The 21,068-nt window shown below is 33.8% G+C and carries 23 protein-coding genes; 14 read left to right on the top strand and 9 right to left on the bottom strand.

The genetic code is table 11. The features are described 5' to 3' along the window. Positions 1-3: 3 nt before the first annotated feature. Positions 4-753 carry a uroporphyrinogen-III synthase gene (locus ACXAFS_RS03450; RefSeq protein ID WP_138432849.1) on the bottom strand — a complete coding sequence of 250 codons (750 nt, stop codon included), beginning with the start codon at positions 751-753 and terminating at the stop codon, positions 4-6. A 16-nt stretch (positions 754-769) separates the two neighbouring features. Further along, the gene (locus tag ACXAFS_RS03455; RefSeq protein ID WP_475305329.1) at positions 770-1,420 is read right to left on the bottom strand and encodes a DUF4271 domain-containing protein; all 651 of its coding nucleotides are present in this window, start codon (positions 1,418-1,420) and stop codon (positions 770-772) included. Between the two features lie 137 nt (positions 1,421-1,557). Between ACXAFS_RS03455 and ACXAFS_RS03460 the strand changes: the two genes are divergently transcribed. From ACXAFS_RS03460 to ACXAFS_RS03470, 3 genes are all read left to right on the top strand, one after another. Further along, the gene (locus ACXAFS_RS03460; protein ID WP_475305330.1) at positions 1,558-2,283 is read left to right on the top strand and encodes a polyprenol monophosphomannose synthase; all 726 of its coding nucleotides are present in this window, start codon (positions 1,558-1,560) and stop codon (positions 2,281-2,283) included. 5 nt (positions 2,284-2,288) lie between these two features. After that, positions 2,289-3,632: a dihydroorotase gene (locus tag ACXAFS_RS03465; RefSeq protein WP_475305331.1), complete on the top strand. Its 1,344-nt coding sequence runs from the start codon at positions 2,289-2,291 to the stop codon at positions 3,630-3,632. Between the two features lie 110 nt (positions 3,633-3,742). Next, positions 3,743-4,192 (top strand): DUF4296 domain-containing protein, encoded by a 450-nt coding sequence (locus ACXAFS_RS03470; RefSeq protein ID WP_475305332.1) that lies wholly within the window; start codon positions 3,743-3,745, stop codon positions 4,190-4,192. A 1-nt stretch (position 4,193) separates the two neighbouring features. On the opposite strand, the gene ACXAFS_RS03475 is transcribed toward ACXAFS_RS03470, so the two are convergent. After that, positions 4,194-5,216 (bottom strand): NAD-dependent epimerase/dehydratase family protein, encoded by a 1,023-nt coding sequence (locus ACXAFS_RS03475; RefSeq protein ID WP_475305333.1) that lies wholly within the window; start codon positions 5,214-5,216, stop codon positions 4,194-4,196. 83 nt (positions 5,217-5,299) lie between these two features. Here ACXAFS_RS03475 and tyrS point away from each other — a divergent pair, with 83 nt between their 5' ends. After that, a complete protein-coding gene (tyrS, locus tag ACXAFS_RS03480; RefSeq protein WP_475305335.1) occupies positions 5,300-6,595 on the top strand; it encodes a tyrosine--tRNA ligase in 1,296 nt (431 codons plus the stop codon). 107 nt (positions 6,596-6,702) lie between these two features. On the opposite strand, the gene ACXAFS_RS03485 is transcribed toward tyrS, so the two are convergent. Then, positions 6,703-7,683 (bottom strand): LuxE/PaaK family acyltransferase, encoded by a 981-nt coding sequence (locus tag ACXAFS_RS03485; protein ID WP_475305336.1) that lies wholly within the window; start codon positions 7,681-7,683, stop codon positions 6,703-6,705. Positions 7,684-7,756: 73 nt separating this feature from the next. After that, a complete protein-coding gene (locus ACXAFS_RS03490) occupies positions 7,757-9,949 on the bottom strand; it encodes a T9SS type A sorting domain-containing protein (protein ID WP_475305337.1) in 2,193 nt (730 codons plus the stop codon). A 229-nt stretch (positions 9,950-10,178) separates the two neighbouring features. Here ACXAFS_RS03490 and ACXAFS_RS03495 point away from each other — a divergent pair, with 229 nt between their 5' ends. Further along, positions 10,179-10,862, top strand: coding sequence for a response regulator transcription factor (locus ACXAFS_RS03495; RefSeq protein WP_475305338.1), 684 nt, complete (start codon positions 10,179-10,181; stop codon positions 10,860-10,862). After that, the gene (locus ACXAFS_RS03500) at positions 10,862-11,905 is read left to right on the top strand and encodes a sensor histidine kinase (protein ID WP_475305339.1); all 1,044 of its coding nucleotides are present in this window, start codon (positions 10,862-10,864) and stop codon (positions 11,903-11,905) included. The genes ACXAFS_RS03495 and ACXAFS_RS03500 overlap by 1 nt, the downstream gene beginning before the upstream one ends. On the opposite strand, the gene ACXAFS_RS03505 is transcribed toward ACXAFS_RS03500, so the two are convergent. Next, positions 11,888-12,931 (bottom strand): glycosyltransferase, encoded by a 1,044-nt coding sequence (locus ACXAFS_RS03505; protein WP_475305340.1) that lies wholly within the window; start codon positions 12,929-12,931, stop codon positions 11,888-11,890. The two genes, ACXAFS_RS03500 and ACXAFS_RS03505, sit on opposite strands and share 18 nt — an antisense overlap. A gap of 65 nt (positions 12,932-12,996) precedes the next feature. On the opposite strand from ACXAFS_RS03505, the gene trmB reads away from it, so the two are divergent. The 8 genes from trmB (at position 12,997) to ACXAFS_RS03545 (ending at position 17,974) form a co-directional block, all read left to right on the top strand. Continuing rightward, on the top strand, positions 12,997-13,671 hold the full coding sequence (trmB, locus tag ACXAFS_RS03510) for a tRNA (guanosine(46)-N7)-methyltransferase TrmB (RefSeq protein ID WP_475305342.1): 675 nt from the start codon (positions 12,997-12,999) through the stop codon (positions 13,669-13,671). 3 nt (positions 13,672-13,674) lie between these two features. After that, positions 13,675-14,307 carry a LysE family transporter gene (locus ACXAFS_RS03515; protein WP_475305343.1) on the top strand — a complete coding sequence of 211 codons (633 nt, stop codon included), beginning with the start codon at positions 13,675-13,677 and terminating at the stop codon, positions 14,305-14,307. Next, positions 14,307-14,645, top strand: a complete 339-nt coding sequence (locus tag ACXAFS_RS03520) for an MGMT family protein (RefSeq protein ID WP_475305344.1) — start codon at positions 14,307-14,309, stop codon at positions 14,643-14,645. Before ACXAFS_RS03515 ends, ACXAFS_RS03520 begins: the two co-directional genes overlap by 1 nt. A gap of 94 nt (positions 14,646-14,739) precedes the next feature. Beyond that, positions 14,740-15,876: an Mrp/NBP35 family ATP-binding protein gene (locus tag ACXAFS_RS03525; protein WP_475305346.1), complete on the top strand. Its 1,137-nt coding sequence runs from the start codon at positions 14,740-14,742 to the stop codon at positions 15,874-15,876. A 3-nt stretch (positions 15,877-15,879) separates the two neighbouring features. Then, entirely contained in the window at positions 15,880-16,119 is a 240-nt protein-coding gene (locus ACXAFS_RS03530; RefSeq protein ID WP_243473753.1) for a NifU family protein, read from the top strand. Positions 16,120-16,186: 67 nt separating this feature from the next. Then, complete coding sequence (locus ACXAFS_RS03535) at positions 16,187-17,242, top strand: NAD(P)/FAD-dependent oxidoreductase (RefSeq protein ID WP_475305347.1); 1,056 nt, start codon at positions 16,187-16,189, stop codon at positions 17,240-17,242. 28 nt (positions 17,243-17,270) lie between these two features. Beyond that, positions 17,271-17,621 carry a four helix bundle protein gene (locus tag ACXAFS_RS03540; protein WP_475305348.1) on the top strand — a complete coding sequence of 117 codons (351 nt, stop codon included), beginning with the start codon at positions 17,271-17,273 and terminating at the stop codon, positions 17,619-17,621. Positions 17,622-17,647: 26 nt separating this feature from the next. Continuing rightward, entirely contained in the window at positions 17,648-17,974 is a 327-nt protein-coding gene (locus tag ACXAFS_RS03545; protein ID WP_076618318.1) for a 2Fe-2S iron-sulfur cluster-binding protein, read from the top strand. 52 nt (positions 17,975-18,026) lie between these two features. On the opposite strand, the gene ACXAFS_RS03550 is transcribed toward ACXAFS_RS03545, so the two are convergent. The 3 genes from ACXAFS_RS03550 to ACXAFS_RS03560 form a co-directional block, all read right to left on the bottom strand. Further along, positions 18,027-18,923 carry a metallophosphoesterase family protein gene (locus ACXAFS_RS03550; RefSeq protein ID WP_475305350.1) on the bottom strand — a complete coding sequence of 299 codons (897 nt, stop codon included), beginning with the start codon at positions 18,921-18,923 and terminating at the stop codon, positions 18,027-18,029. A gap of 33 nt (positions 18,924-18,956) precedes the next feature. Then, positions 18,957-19,652 carry an SGNH/GDSL hydrolase family protein gene (locus ACXAFS_RS03555; RefSeq protein WP_475305351.1) on the bottom strand — a complete coding sequence of 232 codons (696 nt, stop codon included), beginning with the start codon at positions 19,650-19,652 and terminating at the stop codon, positions 18,957-18,959. Between the two features lie 178 nt (positions 19,653-19,830). Beyond that, positions 19,831-21,009 (bottom strand): acyl-CoA dehydrogenase family protein, encoded by a 1,179-nt coding sequence (locus ACXAFS_RS03560; RefSeq protein WP_475305352.1) that lies wholly within the window; start codon positions 21,007-21,009, stop codon positions 19,831-19,833. Positions 21,010-21,068: the final 59 nt, after the last annotated feature.

The raw sequence follows: 21,068 nt of genomic DNA on the forward strand, positions 1-21,068 counted from the left end.
TACTTATTTTCCTTTATTAACGCTGTCGATGTACTTCTGTAAAGCCATTGTCATAGATGGAGTTTCAGGAGTTGGTGCAGCAATGTCTACACGTAATCCTTTTTCTTTAACAGCTTTTATTGTTGTATTTCCGAAAACAGCAATACGCGTATCGTTTTGCTTAAAGTCAGGGAAATTATGAAATAAAGATTCAATACCAGATGGGCTAAAGAATACCAAAATATCATAGTAAACGTTAGCCAAATCAGATAAATCACTAATTACAGTTTTATAAAATGTAGCTTGTTTCCAGTTAACACCTAAGCTATCTAAATTTTCAGGTATAATCGGTTTTACTTTATCTGTTGTAGGTAATAGAAACGATTCATCTTTGTACTTCTTGATTAAAGGAGTTAAGTCCTCAAAAGTACGCTTACCAACATAGATTTTACGCTTTCTATAAACTACATATTTTTGCAAATAGTAGGCAACAGCTTCAGACTGGCAGAAGTATTTCATAGTATCAGGTACTTTAAAGCGCATTTCATCAGCTACTCTAAAGAAATGATCTACAGAATTTCTACTAGTAAGTATAATAGCAGTGAACTTACTAAGATCTATTTTTTGTTGTCTGATATCTTTTGCTGAAACACCTTCTACATGTATAAAAGGTCTAAAGTCAACCTTAACTTTTTGCTTTTCTTGCAAATCAAAGTACGGAGAGTTCTCTATTTTAGGCTCTGGTTGCGATACTAAAATCGTCTTCACTTTCATATGTAAACCCCTTTGTTTATAAGTTATACTCGCTAATTACCTTATATAAAAGCACATAAGGCGCAATTTCGAGAGCGCAAAGATACAATAAAAAATAGAAAAAGTTGGGATTTATTAATTTTTGATAGTTTTTAAATGAAGTTATAAAACCAATGAGATTTATTAAGAAAATCACAATAAAAGATGTAATTATTACAATTTTAGGATTTGTAACTGTATAGAGCAACAGTAAGTTAGTAATAATTAAAACCAAGCCAGAATAATTAAGAAAAGTGATTTTTTGAAATAAGTATGCATCAATAATACTGTCAATTTCAAAAAGACTAGCAATAAGTCGTTCTAATAAGGTCTTAATTATCACAACAGTTGCGACGGCTAACAGTAATTTTAAAAAAGAAATTAACTCAAATGTTAATGGTGAAACAAAAGTAGAATAGCTGAAAAATAAAAATATGCTTCCTGAAAAAGCGAGATTGATAAATAACAAACCATCAAAAGGATCTATAAACTTCTGATCTTTACTGTAGATTTTGAGGTATTTTGAATTCCCTACAATAGCTATAAAATCACTAAAACGTAGTGCGTTTAGAAATTTAGCAACAGCAAGTGCAAAGATTCCAAAAACAGTGAAAATTGTAAACCATTCGTGAGTTATAAAATTCCTCATGGTGCTAAGTTATAAAGAAATTAAAGGTAACCATAATTAAAATCTTAATAAACTTATAACAGTTTTTAATCCACTAAAAACTTTACATTTGTCAAAATTCTATCGGCAAAACAAAAACGTGTTTTAAAAGTATATAAATGTCTGACGCACTTGTCATAATCCCAACATATAATGAAATTGAAAATATTGAAGCTATTTTAAATGCTGTGTTTTCACAAGACAAGTCTTTTCACGTTTTAGTTGTAGATGACAATTCACCAGATGGTACTGCAGATAAGGTAAAGTCTATACAGCAAGAGTACATAACTCAACTCCACTTGCTACAAAGAGATAAAAAAAGTGGTTTAGGAGCAGCTTATATTTCAGGTTTTAAATGGGCATTACAAGGTAAGTATGAGTTTATTTTTGAAATGGATGCCGATTTTTCTCATAATCCAGATGATCTAGGAAAGCTGTACAATGCTTGTGTCGCAAACGGTGCCGATATTGCTGTTGGTTCAAGATATGTTAAAGGGATTACGGTTGTTAATTGGCCGTTATCCAGAATATTGTTGTCTTATGGAGCCTCACGTTATGTAAGGTTAATAACTGGTATGAAAGTAAAGGATTCTACAGCAGGTTTTATTTGTTATAAGAGAAAAGTCTTAGAATCCATCAACTTAAACAAAGTAAAATTTATTGGCTATGCTTTTCAGATAGAAATGAAATTCAAAGCCTATAAAAAAGGTTTTAAAATTGTTGAAATTCCTGTTATTTTTAAAGATAGAATTAAAGGGAAATCTAAAATGAGCGGAAGTATTATTTCTGAAGCCATTTTTGGGGTCATTAGTTTAAAATTAAAAAGCTTATTCACTAAGTCATAAGAAGCATGAAAAAACAAACCCTCATAAAAAATGCTAAAATTGTCAACGAAGGCAAAATAGTTGAAGGTGATATACTTATTGAAGACCAAATTATAAAAGAAATAGACAGTTCTATTAGTGTTAAATCTGCTGATATAACTGTTATTGATGCTGAGGGCAACTACGTTTTGCCTGGTATGATTGACGATCAGGTGCATTTTAGAGAGCCTGGCTTAACACATAAAGCTAATATAGAGTCCGAATCTAAGGCTGCATTGGCTGGTGGTATTACATCTTTTATAGAAATGCCAAACACTAAGCCTCAAACGACGACTGTAGAAAAGTTAGAAGAAAAATTTGCTATTGCCGCAGAGACTTCTTACGCTAACTATTCCTTTATGTTTGGAGGAACCAATGATAATTTAGACGAAATATTAAAAGTAGATCCTAAAACCGTTGCAGGATTAAAATTATTTCTCGGATCTTCTACCGGAAATATGTTAGTTGATGACCCAGAAGTTTTAGAGAAAATATTCTCGAGTACAAATATGGTTATCTCAGTGCACTGCGAGGATGAAGGTACTATTAGACAAAACCTTGAGAAGTATAAAGCGGAATATGGCGATGACATTCCTATGGAAATGCATCCAATCATAAGAAGTGAAGAAGCTTGTTATTTGTCATCTTTTAAAGCTATTGAATTGGCAAAAAAGACAGGAGCTAGATTACATGTGTTTCATTTGTCTACAGGAAAAGAAACCAATTTGTTTACAAATAAAATTCCTCTAAAAGATAAAAAGATAACCGCAGAGGTATGCATCCATCATCTATGGTTTTCTGATGAAGATTATGCGAAAAAAGGTAGTCATATAAAATGGAATCCAGCTGTTAAGACAGCTAAGGATAGAGAACAGTTGCTTAAAGCACTGCTAGATGGTAGAATAGATGTTATAGCAACAGATCATGCGCCTCACACTATTGAAGAAAAAAGTAACCCTTATACAAGTGCTCCTTCTGGTGGACCATTAGTACAACATGCCTTGGTGGCATTATTAGAAATGCACCATCAAGGAAAAATATCAATCGAAAAGATTGTAGAAAAAGCATGTCATAATCCAGCTATTCTTTTTGATGTTGAGAAGCGAGGCTACATTAGAGAAGGCTATTACGCAGATTTAGTCATAGTAGATGCCAATAGTCCGTGGACGGTTAATAAAGGAAATATTTTGTACAAATGTGGTTGGTCTCCTTTTGAAGGTAATACCTTTAAAAGCAGAATAACACATACTATTTTAAATGGTAAGTTGGTATACAACAATTTTAAAGTATTAAACGTTAAAGCTGCAAAGCGATTAACTTTCAATAGATAAAACATCCATGATTAATCTTAAACTGCCCAGCGAAAATGAAGATAGGATGTTCCATAACCTGCACTGAGCGCAGTCTGAGTGTGATCATTGAAAACAATAAAGATTAAGACATGAAACAATTCCTTTACATACTAGTTATTTTTGTCTTTGCAGTGTCTTGTGATAATAAAAGTAAGCCTCCAAAGCCAAATAATCTCATTTCTACAGATAAGATGGAAAATATTCTTTATGATCTATATGTCATTAATGCGGCTAAAGGAGTTAATAGAAAGCTATTAGAAGATAAAGGTATTGTGCCAGAGTCATATGTTTTAAATAAACACAAAATCGATAGTGCTCAGTTTGCTGAGAGTAATGCTTACTATGCTTTTGATACGGATTTGTATAAGTCTATGGTAGAAAAGGTAAAAAGCAGATTACAGAAAGATAAAGAAAGGTTTGAAGATTTAGAGAAAAAGAAAAGTAAAAAAGCCAAGCGTAGAAGAGATTCTATTAGTAGGGTAAATGACAAACAAAAAGACTCTATAAAAAAAGCTTTAAAAAAAGAGGTCAGTAATTAATTTACTTCAGTTTTAAATCTTTTAGATACAACTCACAAACTTCTTTAATTGATTGGCCAATAGACTTAAACTCAAAACCTATTGCATTTTTAATTTTAGAGTTATCGTATTTGGTAATGCTTGTAGCAGATTTGGCAGTTTGCTTTGTAAAACTTCTTCTAGAACCTGTTAATTTGTGTCTTAACCAATCCAAACGCCAAGCAATATTTAAAAGCCAAGGCTTAGCTTCTTTCTTAGGAGGGTTTACATCTAGACTTTGTGCCACTTTGTGTTGAAAATCTTTAAAACTGAGGTTTTCAGCAATTAAAATGTAATTTTCATTTTTAATGTTACTCTCCATTAAGGAAATCATAGTATTTACTACATCAAATACATCAACATACCCAACAACTCCGTTTACATAATATGTCATGCCTTCATGTATTTTTCTGAATAAATTACCACTGCTGCCACCTTTCCAATAACCAGCACCTAGTATAATTCCAGGATTTACAATAACAGCATCAATCCCTTCTTGTGTGCCTCGCCAAACCTCGAGTTCTGCACCATATTTGGTAATGGCATAAACGCTGTTATCCTCTTCAGGATTCCAAGCCGTTTGCTCAGTGATAAGTTTTGATGCATCTTCATGATGTCCAATAGCAGCAATAGAACTTACATAACATAGTTTTTTAACAGAATAACTAATACACAGATTAACAATGTTTGCAGTGCCTTGAATATTTATTTTACGTAATTGATGGTATTTGTCGGGTTCAAAAGAAACAAAAGCTGCACAATGATAAACATGTGTAATGCCTTCAAAAGCCTTTTGAAGTTTTGGGATGTCATTGAGATCAGCTTCTACCCAATCGATAGTATTAAATAGATTTTCCACATTATCCGAAAAATAACTAAAAACATGAGCAACACGTTTTAATGTTTTTTCACGTCTGTAGATTGCTCGAACACTTTGCCCATTAGAGACCAACTTAAACAACAAATGTGAGCCTACTAACCCTGTTCCTCCTGTAACTAAAATCATAAGGCTAAATTACGTTAAAATTGTCTTTTGTCTTTTAAAGTGGAAACATATCTTTGCCAACATCAAATTACACGAGTTTAAGAATGAAAAATTTTGTCGAAGAATTAAAATGGAGAGGCATGTTACACCAAAGTATGCCTGGAGTAGAAGAACATTTGCTAGAAACTATGCGAAGTGCATATGTTGGTTTTGACCCAACAGCAGATTCTTTACATATCGGTAATTTGGTGCCAATTATGTTGTTGGCGCATTACCAGCGTTGTGGACATAAACCAGTTGCTTTGGTTGGAGGTGCAACAGGTATGATTGGTGATCCTTCTGGTAAATCCAGTGAGCGTAATTTGTTAGATGAAAAAACGCTACGACACAATCAGGAATCCATAAAAAAGCAATTATCTCACTTCTTAGATTTTGAAAGTGATGCTACTAATTCGGCAGTTTTGGTAAACAATTATGATTGGATGAAAGAATTTTCATTCCTAGAATTTATCAGAGATGTTGGTAAGCATATTACTGTAAATTACATGATGGCTAAAGACTCTGTAAAAAGTAGAATTTCAGGAGAATCTTCTAATGATGGTATGAGTTTTACGGAGTTTACGTACCAACTGGTACAAGGTTATGATTTTTTGCATTTGTATAGAGAGAATAACTGTACAATACAAATGGGTGGAAGTGACCAATGGGGAAATATAACTACAGGTACAGAGCTAATACGTCGTATAGGTAATGGTAAAGGTTTTGCAATTACTTGTCCATTAATTACAAAGAGCGATGGTTCTAAATTTGGTAAGTCTGAAGGTGGAAATGTTTGGTTAGATGCTAAAAGAACTTCGCCTTATAAATTCTACCAATATTGGTTAAACTCAAGTGATGAGGATGCTGAAAAATATATTAAGATTTTCACTTTCTTAACGGAGGAAGACATTAATGCAGTTGTGGAAACTCATAGTGAAGCTCCACATTTAAGAGCATTACAAAAGAAGTTAGCTGAAGAAATAACCACTATGGTACATTCTAAAGAAGATTATGAAAATGCAGCTAAAGCTTCAAACATCTTGTTTAGTAAGACGTTTAAGGAAGATATTAAGACTTTAGATGAAGCTACATTTTTAGATGTTTTTGAAGGAGTGCCTCAAGCGTATATTTCTAAAGCAGAATTTGATGAAGGTTTAGACATGATTGGCGCATTGGCTGCAAAAACCAATTTTTTAAACTCTAATGGAGAAGCAAGACGTGCTTTAAAAGAAAATTCTATCTCAGTTAATAAAGAAAAAGTAAAAGAAGATTATCAGTTAACTTCAGAAGACTTAATTAACGATACCTACATTATACTTAATAAAGGGAAGAAAAACACTTACATAATAAAGGTTGAATAATAAAAGTGCCCAAAATCTCTTTTGGGCACCATCTAACCAATCAATCAACTATTGAAAAAATCTTTCTTTTCGATAGCACTTATATAGTCGTAATGGATTAGAAAACCTTACAAAGCCATTAAATTACAGCCTCTAATATCAGAGTTGTCGAATCTGCCGATGATTTCAAACTGTCCATTTTCAGAAGTTTTACCTAAATCTTGGGCGGCAATAAAGGAACAGGAATTAATGTTGGCTAAGTCTATAATATTGATACCACCAGTTTTATTTGAAGGTAATATTGTTAAAGCATCCTCTGTATCTCTGGTTAAAATTTTCATCCAAGGAGGACACTCAAAAATCCCATTACCTTTAGAATATGCCTGACTCAAAAGTTCTGTCATACCATATTCGCTATGGATTTGGTCTACGCCAAATCCTGATTTAAGTCTATCGTGAAGTTCGTAACGAATGATTTCCTTTCTTCTGCCTTTCATGCCACCAGTTTCCATTACAATAGTATGTTTTAAGTTGAATTGAAACTGTTCAACCAAATCCAATAAAGCAAAAGAAACACCTATTAAAAGTGTTTTTTGGCCATTTGCTTCAAGCTTATTAAGTGTCTTTGATAAGTCTTCTAGATTATTGAGGTAAAAGCCACTTTCTGGATGTTTAGATTTCTGTATTAAATCATCTACCATGTAGATAAGTGATGAGCCATCTCGTTCTAAGTAAGAAGGCAACAAAGCCAATACCGCATAATCTTCAATATTATTATAAAAATGTTGAAAGCCTTTTAGATAGCTTTCTTCATAAATATTTAGATTAGTTACTATGTGTTTGCTGGTTGTACTTCCTGTAGTACCAGAGCTGGTAAATATTTTTTCAACCTTATTTTGAGAACTTAAAACCTCATGTGTTTTAAAGAATTGAATTGGTAAAAAGGGAATCTCTGTAAGACTATTTACATCAGATGGATGTTTGTATAATAAATCACAAAAAGAGCGATAAATCGCATTGTTTTCAAATTGAAATCTAAAGATATCAAGTGCTAATGCCTCAAATTCGGCATTGGTCTTAATATTAAAAATAGTGTCTTTAGAAATCATTTTGCAAAAGTATTGAAAATAAAAAAGCGCAGCTAAATCTTAGCTGCGCTTTCTTTATGATTAAAAACAATGATTATTTAATAACTAATTTTTTAGTCGTAGTAGCATTGTTTTGAGTAATCTTTAAAATGTATACACCAGTATTTAAATTTGAAACATTTAACGTATTGTCAGTTAAAGTTTCATTCTTAACCTGCTTACCAAGAATGTCAAATACTTGTACACTCATTGCATCAGTGTTAGTAGATTTAATATTTACAAACCCTGTATTAGTTGGGTTAGGGTAAATAGTAAGCGAATCTAAATTAAACTCGTTATTTGATAATGTTACAGGTGTAACGTCTGCCCAAGATGTTCCAATTCTCAATTCATCAAACAATATAAATGGTGTTTCCGAAGTAGAATCTTGTCTCAAAGCAAATTGATTCATATTTGTTTGAGGAGATGCATCAGTGTCAGTAGCACCAGCAGATGGAGCAGAAGCAGAACCAAATGTTGCATCACTTGGGTTTACCCATGCATTCATAACACCAGTATCAGTGTCATAACTCATTACTATTAAAACAGTAGATCCTGTAGATAATACCGTAGGGTCTAAAGCAGCACCAGTTGGAGCTGTATTAACATTAGAAATTCCTATTTGGTATTGACCTCCACCACCTTGTGCACTAGGTGGAACCACAGGTACAGCCCATAATCTAGCATCAAAGCTTCCTAATAAAGCGAAGTATCCTGGAGTAGTTACAGAAGAGTTGTCTGTAACATTCATTAAGAATGAAGCATAGACAGTACCAGTAGAAACAGCCGCAAACTCAATTGCGGAATCGCTACCACCACCATCAAATGTTGCATGATTTCCTGTTTGACTAGATGATGCTAAGTTAGGATATGTTAAACCACCTGGTCCGTTTATTAATATTTCGTCTGTGCTGCTTGATATGTTACTCCAATTAGGAGCATCAATTAGATTAGAAGAAACAGTATAGTCAAAACCTTCATAAAGCGGTAAAGTTAACTCAGGGTCACAGTCTGGACTGTTTATGTTTCTTGTAAAGTTACAACCACTATTCATTGGGTCTCCTGTAAAAGTTACTGTAAAATCAGTACCTTCAGTAATATTTGAAATAGTAATGGTACCCATTGCCATAGAGGTTGGGTTGTCACCACCAACTGTACCAACACCACCAGTATCAATAGTGTAAGTGGTTGTTCCACCACCTGTAAAATCTAAAGTTACATTATAAGTATCAGTTGTAGCAGGTGTAATATTGTCGCAAGTTTCAACGATAGTACCGATCTGTAAATCGCAAGGATAAGCTACAGAAAATGTAATAGTTTGGTTTACAGCAGGAACAATAGGTTGGTGAGAATCATCTACTAATTCCATGTAAATAGTATAAGATTCACCATCAGTTACCATTATAGATTCAGGATCTGTATTATACTTCATTGGTTGCATAACGCTATTTAAAGTCCAATGAATATGACCATCACCAGTACCAGGATTACCCACAACAAAGTTTTGAACATCAATAGCTATATCAACACTAGTTGTACCAGAGTCTATTACTTGTCCATCACTTGGTGAAGTAATAGTTAAAGAAGGGTCAGAAACACAGCCTGTGTAAGAACCTAATTGATCCCATCCAGTATCTATATCTCCTACTATCCACTCAGAAGAAGCTGCATCAGTACCAGCAGAAGCCGCCCAGTCGTTATTAGGTCCACAAACAGATGTTTTTCTGGTCAGTGTATGATTTTGAGTTCCATTTGCAACACCGGCAACCTCCCAGCCACTTCCTGGATCACCATTCCAGTCTCCAATCCAATCTAAGATTGTAAAGCCAGTCATTTCTCCAGCATCAATATTACCATCCATATCAGCATCATTCCACGTACCATCATTTGCTACAAGAGCAAAACCATCATCGCCATTACTTAAGAAGTTAAATGTCATATCAGCTTCATCAAGAATTGCTTGATCAGCAGATCCATGTGCAATAACAAATACATCACCATCAGCTAACATAGTTCCAGCAGGGAAAGTGTTCCAAAATTCATATTCTCCAGGAACAGAAGGTTCGTTAGAAACATTTGGAAATGCATAATTGTCTAAGTTGACTGCAGCACCAGTACCATTGTATATTTCAATAAACTTGTTGTTTGATGAACCTTCTGCGACCATACTGAAATATAAGTCGGAAGTTTGTCCATAAGACAAAGTAGTTAATGAAAATACAAATAATAAAAAGTAAAGTTTTTTCATAATTGATTTTTAAAAAATTAGATTGTAAATATACTAACAAATACTGAGTTTTGGAGGATGTTTTTATCAACAACATGCTTTTTTACAATAAGTTAACATCTGGTTTTTGTTAATTGTTTTAAAATCATAGCCTTGAAATTCAATGTTAGAGAATTGTTATCAATTTGGATGAAGGGCTTACTTAATAAGATATATTTTATCTTTACGCTAGCTTAAAATTATCTTAACAGTGAAAAAAAAGGATATTAAGATACTATTGGTAGATGATGAACCAGATATCTTAGAAATTGTAGGTTATAACTTGTCTTCAGAAGGTTACCAGGTTATTACAGGAGAAAACGGTGTAGAGGCTATTGAAAAAGCTAAGAAGCACAAACCACATTTAATTATATTAGATGTTATGATGCCTGAGATGGATGGCATTGAGGCTTGTGAACGTATTCGACAAGATTCTAAACTCAACAATACCATTATTACATTTTTAACTGCGAGAGGTGAAGACTATTCTCAAGTTGCTGGTTTCGATGCAGGTGCTGATGACTATATCACAAAGCCTATAAAGCCAAAAGTTCTTGTTAGTAAAGTAAAAGCGTTATTAAGAAGACTAAAAGACACTGATAATCCAAACGAATCTATTAAAATTGGAGATTTAGTAATCAATAGAGAAGAATACAAGATCACAAAAAAGGGAGAAGAAATTATTCTTCCTAGAAAAGAGTTTGAATTATTATCTTTGTTAGCAACAAAGCCTGGTAAAGTTTTTAAGCGCGAAGAAATTTTAGACAAAGTTTGGGGTAATGAAGTGGTTGTTGGTGGAAGAACAATAGATGTACATATTAGAAAACTTCGCGAAAAGATTGGAGATAAGTCTTTCAAAACAGTAAAAGGCGTTGGGTACAAGTTTGTAGACTAATGCAGAAAAAAAACCTAAAAAAAACATACAAGTTCGCTATTAGAACATCATTGTATGTTACGTTTTTTGCAACACTCCTAGTGAGTGTTTTTTTATATTACTATCATACATTTAATTGGCAGGTTATATTCTTTCCAATAATCTGTTTTCCGCTGTGTTTTACAATTATTCAATACCGAGTTGAGCATTTCATCTACAGAAGAGTAAAAAAAATATATGATGACTTAACGCTCTTGGAATCAACAAGTCTGAGGCAACAACCTATAACAACAGATATGGGAACGTTAACCAAAGAGATTGATAAATACGCCAGAGATAAAAAGATTGAAATTGAAACCTTAAAAGTTAGAGAAGAATACAGAAAAGAATTTATCGGTAATGTTTCACACGAACTTAAAACTCCTTTATTTACCGTTCAAGGTTATATAGATACACTTTTAGATGGTGGTATTGAAGATGAAAAAATCAGAAAAAAGTACTTACAAAGAGCAAGTAAAGGTGTTGAGCGTTTAACTTATATTATAAAAGATTTAGATATGATTACTAAGCTCGAAGTAGGTGATCTAAGTCTTAACAAAGAGAAATTTGATATTGTTAAACTCGTTCAGAATGTTTTTGAGCTGTTTGAAATGAAAGCAGCAAAGAAAGAGATTACTCTCACTTTTGATATGGATTATCCCAATCCAATTTATGTTTATGCAGATGTGGAGCGTATTCAGCAAGTGCTTACCAATTTAATAGTAAACTCTATAAAATACGGACGAAAAAAGGGAACTACTGAGGTAAGTATAGAAAACCTTATAAAAAATAAAGCTATCATCCGAGTAACAGATAATGGTGAAGGTATAAAAAAGGAAAATGTACCTCGTTTATTTGAGCGTTTCTATAGAGTTGATAAAAGTGGATCTAGAAAAGAAGGTGGCTCAGGTTTAGGCTTGTCCATTGTAAAGCATATTATCGAGGCTCATGAGGAAAAGATGTATGTGGAGAGTGAGTTAGGAGTAGGTAGTGAATTTTCTTTTACTTTAGAAAAGGCCGAATAATTTTTTGTAGTTAAGATCGTACTGCAAATATTTAAATCCTGAATAATTTTCAATCTCATTTAGCATTTCAATTTTAAACGCGTTCTGTTTACAAGTAGGAGCTACTTGTTCTTCTGCAAATTTCTTTGCTAAATATTCTTGTTCAAACTGCCCTGGAGTAGGTATTAAAAACGCTTTCTTTTCAAGTTTTGCATAATCCATAATGGATGTATAGCCAGATCTACTTAAAACAAGTTCACTTTCATTCAAAGCTTTTGCAAGCTCAGTGCTTGTCATAAAATTGTATGTTGTAATATGGTTGATTTGTGTTTTACGCTGTTCGTTTTCAATAAGGCCTTTTACAAAACAAATTTTACCATCATAGAACTGTAATTCATCAAGAAGTTTTATTTCTAAAAATGAGCGTTGAGGTTCTGGTCCAGATAAAACTACTAGAAGATCATACTTTTTCTCTAAATCTTTTTTTTCAAATCTACTCAAAGGGCCTAAGTATTTTATGGTAGAATTAAATCCTTCAATATGTCCCAAGTCTCCACTCAAGTTTTTTGTACCTGTATGATCTGGTACCCAGCATTCGTCAAATTTTGAAATGATTTTTTGATGAAGCTTAGAGCTTAGCCATGTTGTATTTCCACTTAACACACGTAATTGATGTGTGATAAATACCGAAGGAATACTTTTATCTCTAACTCCAAATCTGTTGTCTGAAATAATTCCTGAAATATTTTCAGATTTTATAAGACTTTCGGTAACTTTTTTTTCTCTTTTTATTGTTTTTAATAGACTTGGGGAATCTTTAATGAGTTTTAGTTTAAAACTATTAGCTTTTTTAGAATATGTAATATTGTACGAAGGAAGTTCTAGCGCCTGAAGTTTGGGAAACTCTTTTTGCAATAATCTAAGAGCTTCACCATCACTGGCAATGACAGGTTCAAAATTATTTGCTATTAAAGCATTTATAATAGGAATGCTTCTGGTTGCATGCCCTAAACCCCAATTTAATGGAGCAACTAAAATCCTTTTCATTAAAAGCAAAGATAAAGCTTAAAATGTTTCCTTAATTTTACCAAATTATTAATAAGCAGTAAAACGTGGGAAGTAAAAATAAGCTCAAGAGATTTAAAGAAAACGAAACCTTTGATAACGTATTTCAGCCAACCAGAGACGAACTGACAGGTGGTAATTTCGTTTTAAAAGGTAAATGGAGAGAAAAGGTATTTAAAAACGAAAACCCTTTGGTGTTAGAATTAGGCTGTGGCAAAGGAGAATATACTGTTGGTTTGGCACAGCGTTACCCAAACAAAAATTTTATTGGTATAGATATAAAAGGAGCTAGATTTTGGAGAGGAGCAAAAACAGCGATTGAAGAAAAGATAAACAATGCAGCCTTTATAAGAACTCAAATAGAACTTATAGAGTACGTGTTTGAGGCCAATGAAGTTGATGAAATATGGATTACATTTCCAGATCCACAGATTAAATACAAAAGAACAAAGCACAGATTAACTAATATTCAGTTTTTAGAGCGTTATAAGAAAATTCTAAAACCAGATGGTTTGATGCATCTTAAAACCGATAGTGAGTTTATGCATGGGTACACTCTCGGATTGTTGCATGGTTTAGGTTATGAGGTGCTGTATGCCAATCACAATGTTTACAAATTAGAAGGTAGTCCAGAAGAAGTTACCGAAATACAGACCTTTTACGAAAATCAGTATTTAGAAAAAGACAAAGCAATTACGTATATTAGATTCAAAATCAACTAAAACTTGAGTATTACAGTTGTTTTCTTCCTTGGTCTTTTTGTGGCACTAATTGGTGTTATTCCACCAGGTTTGCTAAATATGACAGCCGCTAAGATTAGTCTTAAGGAGGGTCCAGGTCGTGGTATTACTTTTTCTTCAGGTGTTTGCTTAGTTGTTTTTATTCAAACGTATGTTGCGGCTATTTTTGCACGCTATTTATCAAACAGACCTGACATTGTAGAAATACTGCAACGTGTGGCTTTTGTGATTTTTGTGCTCATAACTATTTATTTCTTAATTATAGCAAGAAACCAAAAAGAAGCTAATGTGCAAGAAGCAGATGTTATGAGCAAAAGAAGTCGTTTTTTTCATGGTATGCTTCTATCTGCACTAAATGTCTTCCCAATTCCGTATCAAGCTTATATGACAATCACTTTGTCGTCTTTTGGTTGGATGAATTTTGAAAAAACAAGCATTGTTACTTACGTTACCGGAGCTGCAATGGGTACATTTGTAATGTTGTATTTCTATATTTTCTTTTTCGACAAGATAAAAGATAAAAAATTCACGTCTCAAAAAAGTATGAACTACAGCATTGGAATCATAACAGGAATTGTAGCTTTAGTCACCTTTATAAATATTCTTAAAGAGTTGTAATGAAACCCGAAACACTTGGTTTTTTTGAAAAAGTGTATGATGTAGCAAGGCTTATTCCTTTTGGAAGAGTTACTAGCTATGGAGCAATTGCAAAATATTTAGGTGCAACAAGAAGTGCTCGCATCGTTGGTTATGCTATGAATAATTCTGGTGGAAAAGATGTGCCAGCGCACCGAGTAGTTAACAGAAAAGGACTGCTAACAGGTAAGCACCATTTCGAAGGAACAAATCTTATGCAACAACTTTTAGAGAATGAAGGGGTTGAAGTTGTAGATAACCAAATACAAAATTTTGATGCATTGTTTTGGGATCCTTCAAAAGAGTTGGGACAATTATAAAACCCAATCCACTCATTCTTCAATTCAATTTAAGGACTTCAAAATCTAAACTTTTAGCAGTATCTTTGCACTCAGAATAAATCTAGATAAACAAGTGAAACTTAACAAGAAAGATATATTACAAGCCCTAAAAACCATAACTGTTCCTGGTGAAGGAGAAAATATGGTAGATAGTGGCGCGGTGACAAACGTTGTAACATTTGCAGATGAGGTTATCGTAGATGTAACCATTAAAAATCCGAGCCTTCAGGCAAAGAAAAAAACTGAGGTTGAAATTTTGCAAACCATTCATAAAGAGGTTTATGAAAAGGCAAAAATAAAAGTAAATATTAAGGTTGATGCACCTGCTAAACCAACAGCAAATGAAATAAAAGGTAAACCAATTCCCGGAATTCAAAATATTGTGGCAGTAGCCTCTGGTAAAGGTGGAGTTGGTAAATCTACGGTAACAGCTAACTTGGCAGTAACATTGGCAAAAATGGGCTTTAAGGTTGGTGTGTTAGATGCAGATATCTATGGACCTTCAATTCCAATAATGTTCGATGTGGCAAACGAAAGACCGCTATCTGTCAATGTAGATGGTAAGTCTAAAATGAAACCTATAGAAAATTATGGAGTTAAAGTATTGTCTATAGGCTTTTTTACAAAACCAGATCAGGCAGTAATTTGGAGAGGTCCAATGGCTTCAAAAGCATTAAACCAAATGATATTTGATGCTGCTTGGGGAGAATTAGATTTTCTTTTACTGGACTTACCTCCAGGTACTGGAGATATTCACCTAAGTATCATGCAGGCATTACCCATAACAGGTGCCGTAGTTGTAAGTACACCTCAAAATGTAGCTTTAGCAGATGCTAAAAAAGGTGTAGCAATGTTTCAGCAAGATAGTATCAATGTACCTGTGTTAGGTATCATTGAAAATATGGCGTATTTTACTCCAGCTGAATTACCAGAAAATAAATATTATATTTTTGGACAAGAAGGTGCTAAGAATTTAGCTGAAGATTTAGACGTTCCGTTTTTAGGTGAAGTACCAATAGTACAGAGTATTAGAGAAGCAGGAGATTTAGGTAGACCTGCAGCTTTACAAACTGCAACTTCAGTAGAAAAAGCGTTTGAAGATATTACAAGAGAGGTAGTGCAAGAAGTTGTAAAAAGAAATGAAAACCTACCTGCAACCGAAGCAATAAAAATAACAACAATGGCAGGATGTTCTGCTGTAAAGAAATAGTAGATGAGCTCAGAAGAACTTAAATTAAATGTAGAAAAGGCATTAGATGAAATCCGTCCGTTTTTACAAAGTGATGGTGGCGACATTAATTTATTGTCTATAGATGATGATAAGTTAGTTAAGGTGCAGCTAACAGGTGCTTGTACTTCTTGTAGTGTTAACCAGATGACCTTAAAATCTGGTGTTGAGATGACTATAAAGAAGTATGCTCCGCAGATAGAACGTGTAATCAATGTAGAATAAATAATGTGACATTTGTCACATTCTATCTTATATCGCATTATTACATTTGTTCCCAATTCATAACAACATGATTACTACAGATATTCTTATTATTGGTGCTGGTCCAACAGGACTTTTTACGGTTTTCGAAGCCGGTCTTTTAAAACTAAAATGTCATTTAATTGATGCCTTACCGCAACCAGGAGGGCAATGCTCAGAAATTTATCCAAAAAAACCTATTTACGATATTCCTGCGTATCCCGAGATTTTAGCTGGTGATTTAACCGATAAGTTAATGGAACAATGCAAGCAGTTTGAACCTGGTTTTACATTGGGTGAACGTGCTGATACTATAGAAAAACAGGAAGATGGCTCGTTTATTGTAACTACAAACAAAGGAACAAAACATAAAGCACCAGTAGTAGCTATTGCAGGTGGTTTGGGTAGCTTTGAGCCTAGAAAACCACTAATAGATAACATAGCCGACTACGAAGATAAAGGTGTAGAGTATATGATCAAAGAGCCAGAAATGTACCGTAACAAGCGTGTGGTCATAGCTGGTGGTGGAGATTCTGCATTAGATTGGAGTATTTTCCTGGCTGATGTAGCATCGAGCGTAACTTTGGTTCATAGAAGAAATGAGTTTAGAGGGCATTTGGATTCTGTAGAAAAAGTGCAAGAATTAAAATCTGCCGGTAAAATTAACCTTATTACTCCTGCCGAAATTACTGCAATCAATGGTGATAACAAAGTTGAAAGTGTTGAAGTAACTAAAAAGGATGAGGAACCATTCTTGTTAGAAACTGATCATTTTATACCATTATTTGGCTTATCTCCAAAATTAGGGCCAATTGCAAATTGGGGATTAGAGATTGAAAAAAATGCCATAAAAGTTAATAACGCTTTGGATTATCAGACTAATATTCCAGGAATCTTTGCTATTGGTGATGTTAATACTTATCCTGGAAAATTAAAACTAATTCTTTGTGGTTTCCATGAGGCAACCTTGATGTGTCAGGCAGCTTATCAGATTATAAACCCAGGAAAACGTTATGTGTTAAAATATACTACAGTTTCTGGTGTTGATGGTTTTGATGGTACACGTAAAGAAGCACCAAAAGCCGTTGTTAAAGCGATTGAGTAGATAGTAAATAGTAGAAAGTAATTAGTAAATGGCTGTACAAAAATTTGAAGATTTGTTAGTTTGGCAAAAGTCTCAGGATTTAGCTGTTTCTATTTATACTATGTTCAAAGGTAATAATGACTTTTCCTTTAGAGATCAAATAAGAAGAGCATCAATATCTATTTCAAATAATATAGCAGAGGGATTTGATAGAAATTCAAATGCAGATTTTGCAAGATTCTTATATATCGCTTTATCTTCAAATAGTGAAGTAAGATCAATGCTATATATTTCAGTTAGATTAAATTTTCTTAGTAAACAACAAGCCAATGAATTAATTGAGAAAACCAACGAAGTATCGAAAATGTTGCATGGTCTAATAAAATCAATAAAGAACTGACTACTGATCCCTAATTACTATATACTATGGATATAAATATAACAATCATTGATCGCGATGGTGTAACACATCAAATCGAAGCACCAACAGATATGGCAATGAATCTTATGGAAGTAGTACGTTCTTACGAACTCGCTCCTGAAGGTACCATTGGTGTTTGTGGTGGCATGGCTATGTGTGCATCTTGCCAATGTTATGTACTAAGTGATACCGAATTGCCCGAAATGCAAGACGATGAAGAAGCAATGCTTTCTGAAGCGTTTTATGTAAAAGACAATTCTCGATTAGGTTGTCAGATACCAATTACGCCAGAACTAGAAGGTTTGGAGGTAGAGCTGGCACCAGAGAGCTAACTATAAAACTTGTCATTGCGAGGACGCAGGACGTGGCAATCTTTACTTTATATCAAGATGTCTTATATTCAATTAATGGAGTAGGTCCTTCAAGTAAAACTCTTACAATTTTTAATGTACCATCATCTGTAGTTGCAATTTGCCATTTAATGAGAGAAATTTTTCCGTTTTCAATTTCAAGACCAGTAATACTTCTTGGATGTACACAACTACCATCGTTAAAAAAAGCAATATCACCAGGTTCTGGGAAACGTGGCCTGTGTGTATGACCAGCAATGGTTACTAAGTTGTTGTTTTCTACAATCCACTTTTTAGTTCTGCGTTCTACTTTTATGAGCTCTTTGTAGTTTTTAGCAGGACTTGTAGGATCTGCTATTCCCATAACATTTAAGGGTTTCCAAAGAATGCGAACCATAAACCGGCTCCATTTCCAGAATAAGTAATTCCACCAATCCGCTTGATGACCATGACAGAGAAACAATTCCTGTCCTGTTTCAGAATGCTTTAAAACAATACCTTCATGATATTTTATATTGCAAAACAACTCGACATCTTCTCCTACTTTAGGGTCAAAATAGGTGGATAAATACTTCTCTACATATTTAGGGTCGCGATAAACCATATCGTGATTTCCCCAAATCATGTGCAATCTATCCTCTTCATGAAACTGTTTCATGAGCATGTAGACATTTTTATGTGCATTCAGAATAGATTCAAACGACAAATTTTCCCATAATTCGTCACCATCACCTAGTTCGCAATAACTAAAACCTTCGGTATAATAATGTTTCAGTGCATGAAAATATATGTTTCTGTTATTGGCGAAATCGTCTGCAAAGCTATTATCACCACGATGGCAATCACTAAATAAAATGAATTTTGAAGCGTCACCAAAACTAATGCGATGAGCATTTTTGTAAGCACGATCTAATCTAGATTTTGAAGACATATAATTGAAATTCTTTGTCTAAAGTAGTAAAACTTATTGAAGTTTTTCCGTAGCAATAGGTAACAATCGTTGTACAAATAAAGAATATGCAAGTTCAGAAGGATGAAGCTGGTCTTGTGCCACCAAATCTGGATTATTTAGCCCTTCTCTTGTAATATCTGTAATGTTTATAAAGCTAATATCGTTAGCTATACAATAGTTTTCTGCAAAGCTATTATACTGGTCAATCTCTTCTGATGTTGTTGTCGAAAACCCAAAACCTTGTCCAAAAGGAGTAAACGCATAATCTGGTATTGAAACTACAATAACTTTACTTGCATCTCCTTGCGCTAATGTTATTGCTCTATTGGCTAAAATTGGAAATTCTTCCTCGTAAAGTGAGAATGGTCTATTTTGATATTGGTTATTCACACCAATGAGCAAGGTGACTAAATTAAAAGTGTTTGGTGGATTTTCATTTTCAATTGCATTTATTAGACTTGTAGTTGTCCATCCAGTCTGTGCAATAACTTGAAGATTAAACGTGTCCTCTATCGGAAAATTAGAGATTAAGCTATCCTTTAATTGCTCAGGAAAACGACAGGTTTCGCATACGCTTTGCCCAATAGTATAACTGTCACCTAATGATAAAATAGAATAGGTTTGAGGTGCTCTTGGCGAAACATCGTCATTAGAGTTGCATCCAAATACACTAAAAATTAAACATATGTAAATTACCAACTCCTTCATATAAATCAATGACCTTTAGGCAAGCCTGCGAGATATTAAAAAGAAACAAATTTAGATGTTTCAACCCTAGTTGGATTATTCAAATCTCGATTATCGAGTAAAGATATGACATTCTTAAAAATTAAAAATGCTTCCCAAAAAAAGAGAAGCATTTCAATATCTAGAATATAGTATTCTTTTATTTAAAAGCGTTTAAGCCAGTAATATCTAAACCTGTAATTAGTAAATGTATATCGTGTGTGCCTTCGTAAGTAATTACACTTTCTAAGTTCATAGAATGACGCATTATACTGTACTCACCAGTAATTCCCATTCCTCCAAGCATTTGTCTTGCTTCGCGAGCAATGTTTATAGCCATATCAACATTGTTTCGTTTTGCCATAGAAATTTGTGCTGAGGTCGCTTTATCTTCATTACGCAGCACACCTAATCTCCAGGTTAGTAATTGTGCTTTAGTAATTTCTGTAATCATTTCAGCAAGTTTCTTTTGTTGTAACTGAAACTGCCCTATTGGCTTACCAAACTGAATACGCTCTTTACTATACCTCAAAGCAGTATCGTAACAATCCATAGCTGCTCCAATCGCTCCCCAGGCAATACCATAACGTGCAGAATCTAAACAACCAAGTGGTGCACCTAAACCAGATTTGTTAGGTAATAAATTTTCTTTAGGAACTTTAACGTTATCAAAAATAAGCTCACCTGTAGCAGAAGCTCTAAGCGACCATTTGTTATGTGTTTCAGGTGTAGAGAATCCTTCCATACCACGCTCAACAATTAAACCGTGTATACGTCCTTCTTCATTTTTAGCCCATACTACAGCTACTTGGCAGAAAGGAGCATTTGAAATCCACATTTTAGCACCATTTAAAAGGTAGTGGTCTCCCATATCTTTATAATTGGTAGTCATGCCACCTGGATTACTTCCATGGTCTGGTTCGGTTAAACCAAAAGAACCCATCCACTCACCAGAAGCTAATTTTGGTAAATATTTTTGGCGCTGTTCTTCTGTACCATATTTCCAAATAGGATACATTACTAAAGACGACTGTACTGATGCTGTACTTCGTACTCCAGAATCTCCACGTTCTATTTCTTGCATGATTAAACCATAAGAAATCTGGTCTAATCCTGCACCACCATATTCTTCAGGAATATAAGGTCCGAAAGCACCAATTTCTGCTAATCCACCAATAATAGATTTTGGAAATTCTGCTTTTTGAGCAGCCTCTTCAATTATTGGTGAAACATCACGTTTTACCCATTCTCTGGCTGCATCACGAACCAATTTGTGTTCTTCAGTAAGTAGTTCGTCTAAGTTATAATAGTCAGGAGCTTCAAATAAATCTGGTTTCATTCTGATTATGATATTTATAACTTCTAATTTTGAAGATTTATCAAAATAGGAGCTGTTAT

The organism is Winogradskyella sp. ABM4_392 (assembly GCF_056160445.1).

What these genes read in the sequence shown, in the direction of transcription:
- ACXAFS_RS03450 (WP_138432849.1), bottom strand. Translation starts at nt 753, where the DNA reads ATGAAAGTGAAGACGATTTTAGTATCGCAACCAGAGCCTAAAATAGAG.
- ACXAFS_RS03455 (WP_475305329.1), bottom strand. Translation starts at nt 1,420, where the DNA reads ATGAGGAATTTTATAACTCACGAATGGTTTACAATTTTCACTGTTTTT.
- ACXAFS_RS03460 (WP_475305330.1), top strand. Translation starts at nt 1,558, where the DNA reads ATGTCTGACGCACTTGTCATAATCCCAACATATAATGAAATTGAAAAT.
- ACXAFS_RS03465 (WP_475305331.1), top strand. Translation starts at nt 2,289, where the DNA reads ATGAAAAAACAAACCCTCATAAAAAATGCTAAAATTGTCAACGAAGGC.
- ACXAFS_RS03470 (WP_475305332.1), top strand. Translation starts at nt 3,743, where the DNA reads ATGAAACAATTCCTTTACATACTAGTTATTTTTGTCTTTGCAGTGTCT.
- ACXAFS_RS03475 (WP_475305333.1), bottom strand. Translation starts at nt 5,216, where the DNA reads ATGATTTTAGTTACAGGAGGAACAGGGTTAGTAGGCTCACATTTGTTG.
- tyrS (WP_475305335.1), top strand. Translation starts at nt 5,300, where the DNA reads ATGAAAAATTTTGTCGAAGAATTAAAATGGAGAGGCATGTTACACCAA.
- ACXAFS_RS03485 (WP_475305336.1), bottom strand. Translation starts at nt 7,683, where the DNA reads ATGATTTCTAAAGACACTATTTTTAATATTAAGACCAATGCCGAATTT.
- ACXAFS_RS03490 (WP_475305337.1), bottom strand. Translation starts at nt 9,949, where the DNA reads ATGAAAAAACTTTACTTTTTATTATTTGTATTTTCATTAACTACTTTG.
- ACXAFS_RS03500 (WP_475305339.1), top strand. Translation starts at nt 10,862, where the DNA reads ATGCAGAAAAAAAACCTAAAAAAAACATACAAGTTCGCTATTAGAACA.
- ACXAFS_RS03505 (WP_475305340.1), bottom strand. Translation starts at nt 12,931, where the DNA reads ATGAAAAGGATTTTAGTTGCTCCATTAAATTGGGGTTTAGGGCATGCA.
- ACXAFS_RS03520 (WP_475305344.1), top strand. Translation starts at nt 14,307, where the DNA reads ATGAAACCCGAAACACTTGGTTTTTTTGAAAAAGTGTATGATGTAGCA.
- ACXAFS_RS03530 (WP_243473753.1), top strand. Translation starts at nt 15,880, where the DNA reads ATGAGCTCAGAAGAACTTAAATTAAATGTAGAAAAGGCATTAGATGAA.
- ACXAFS_RS03535 (WP_475305347.1), top strand. Translation starts at nt 16,187, where the DNA reads ATGATTACTACAGATATTCTTATTATTGGTGCTGGTCCAACAGGACTT.
- ACXAFS_RS03540 (WP_475305348.1), top strand. Translation starts at nt 17,271, where the DNA reads ATGGCTGTACAAAAATTTGAAGATTTGTTAGTTTGGCAAAAGTCTCAG.
- ACXAFS_RS03545 (WP_076618318.1), top strand. Translation starts at nt 17,648, where the DNA reads ATGGATATAAATATAACAATCATTGATCGCGATGGTGTAACACATCAA.
- ACXAFS_RS03550 (WP_475305350.1), bottom strand. Translation starts at nt 18,923, where the DNA reads ATGTCTTCAAAATCTAGATTAGATCGTGCTTACAAAAATGCTCATCGC.
- ACXAFS_RS03555 (WP_475305351.1), bottom strand. Translation starts at nt 19,652, where the DNA reads ATGAAGGAGTTGGTAATTTACATATGTTTAATTTTTAGTGTATTTGGA.
- ACXAFS_RS03560 (WP_475305352.1), bottom strand. Translation starts at nt 21,009, where the DNA reads ATGAAACCAGATTTATTTGAAGCTCCTGACTATTATAACTTAGACGAA.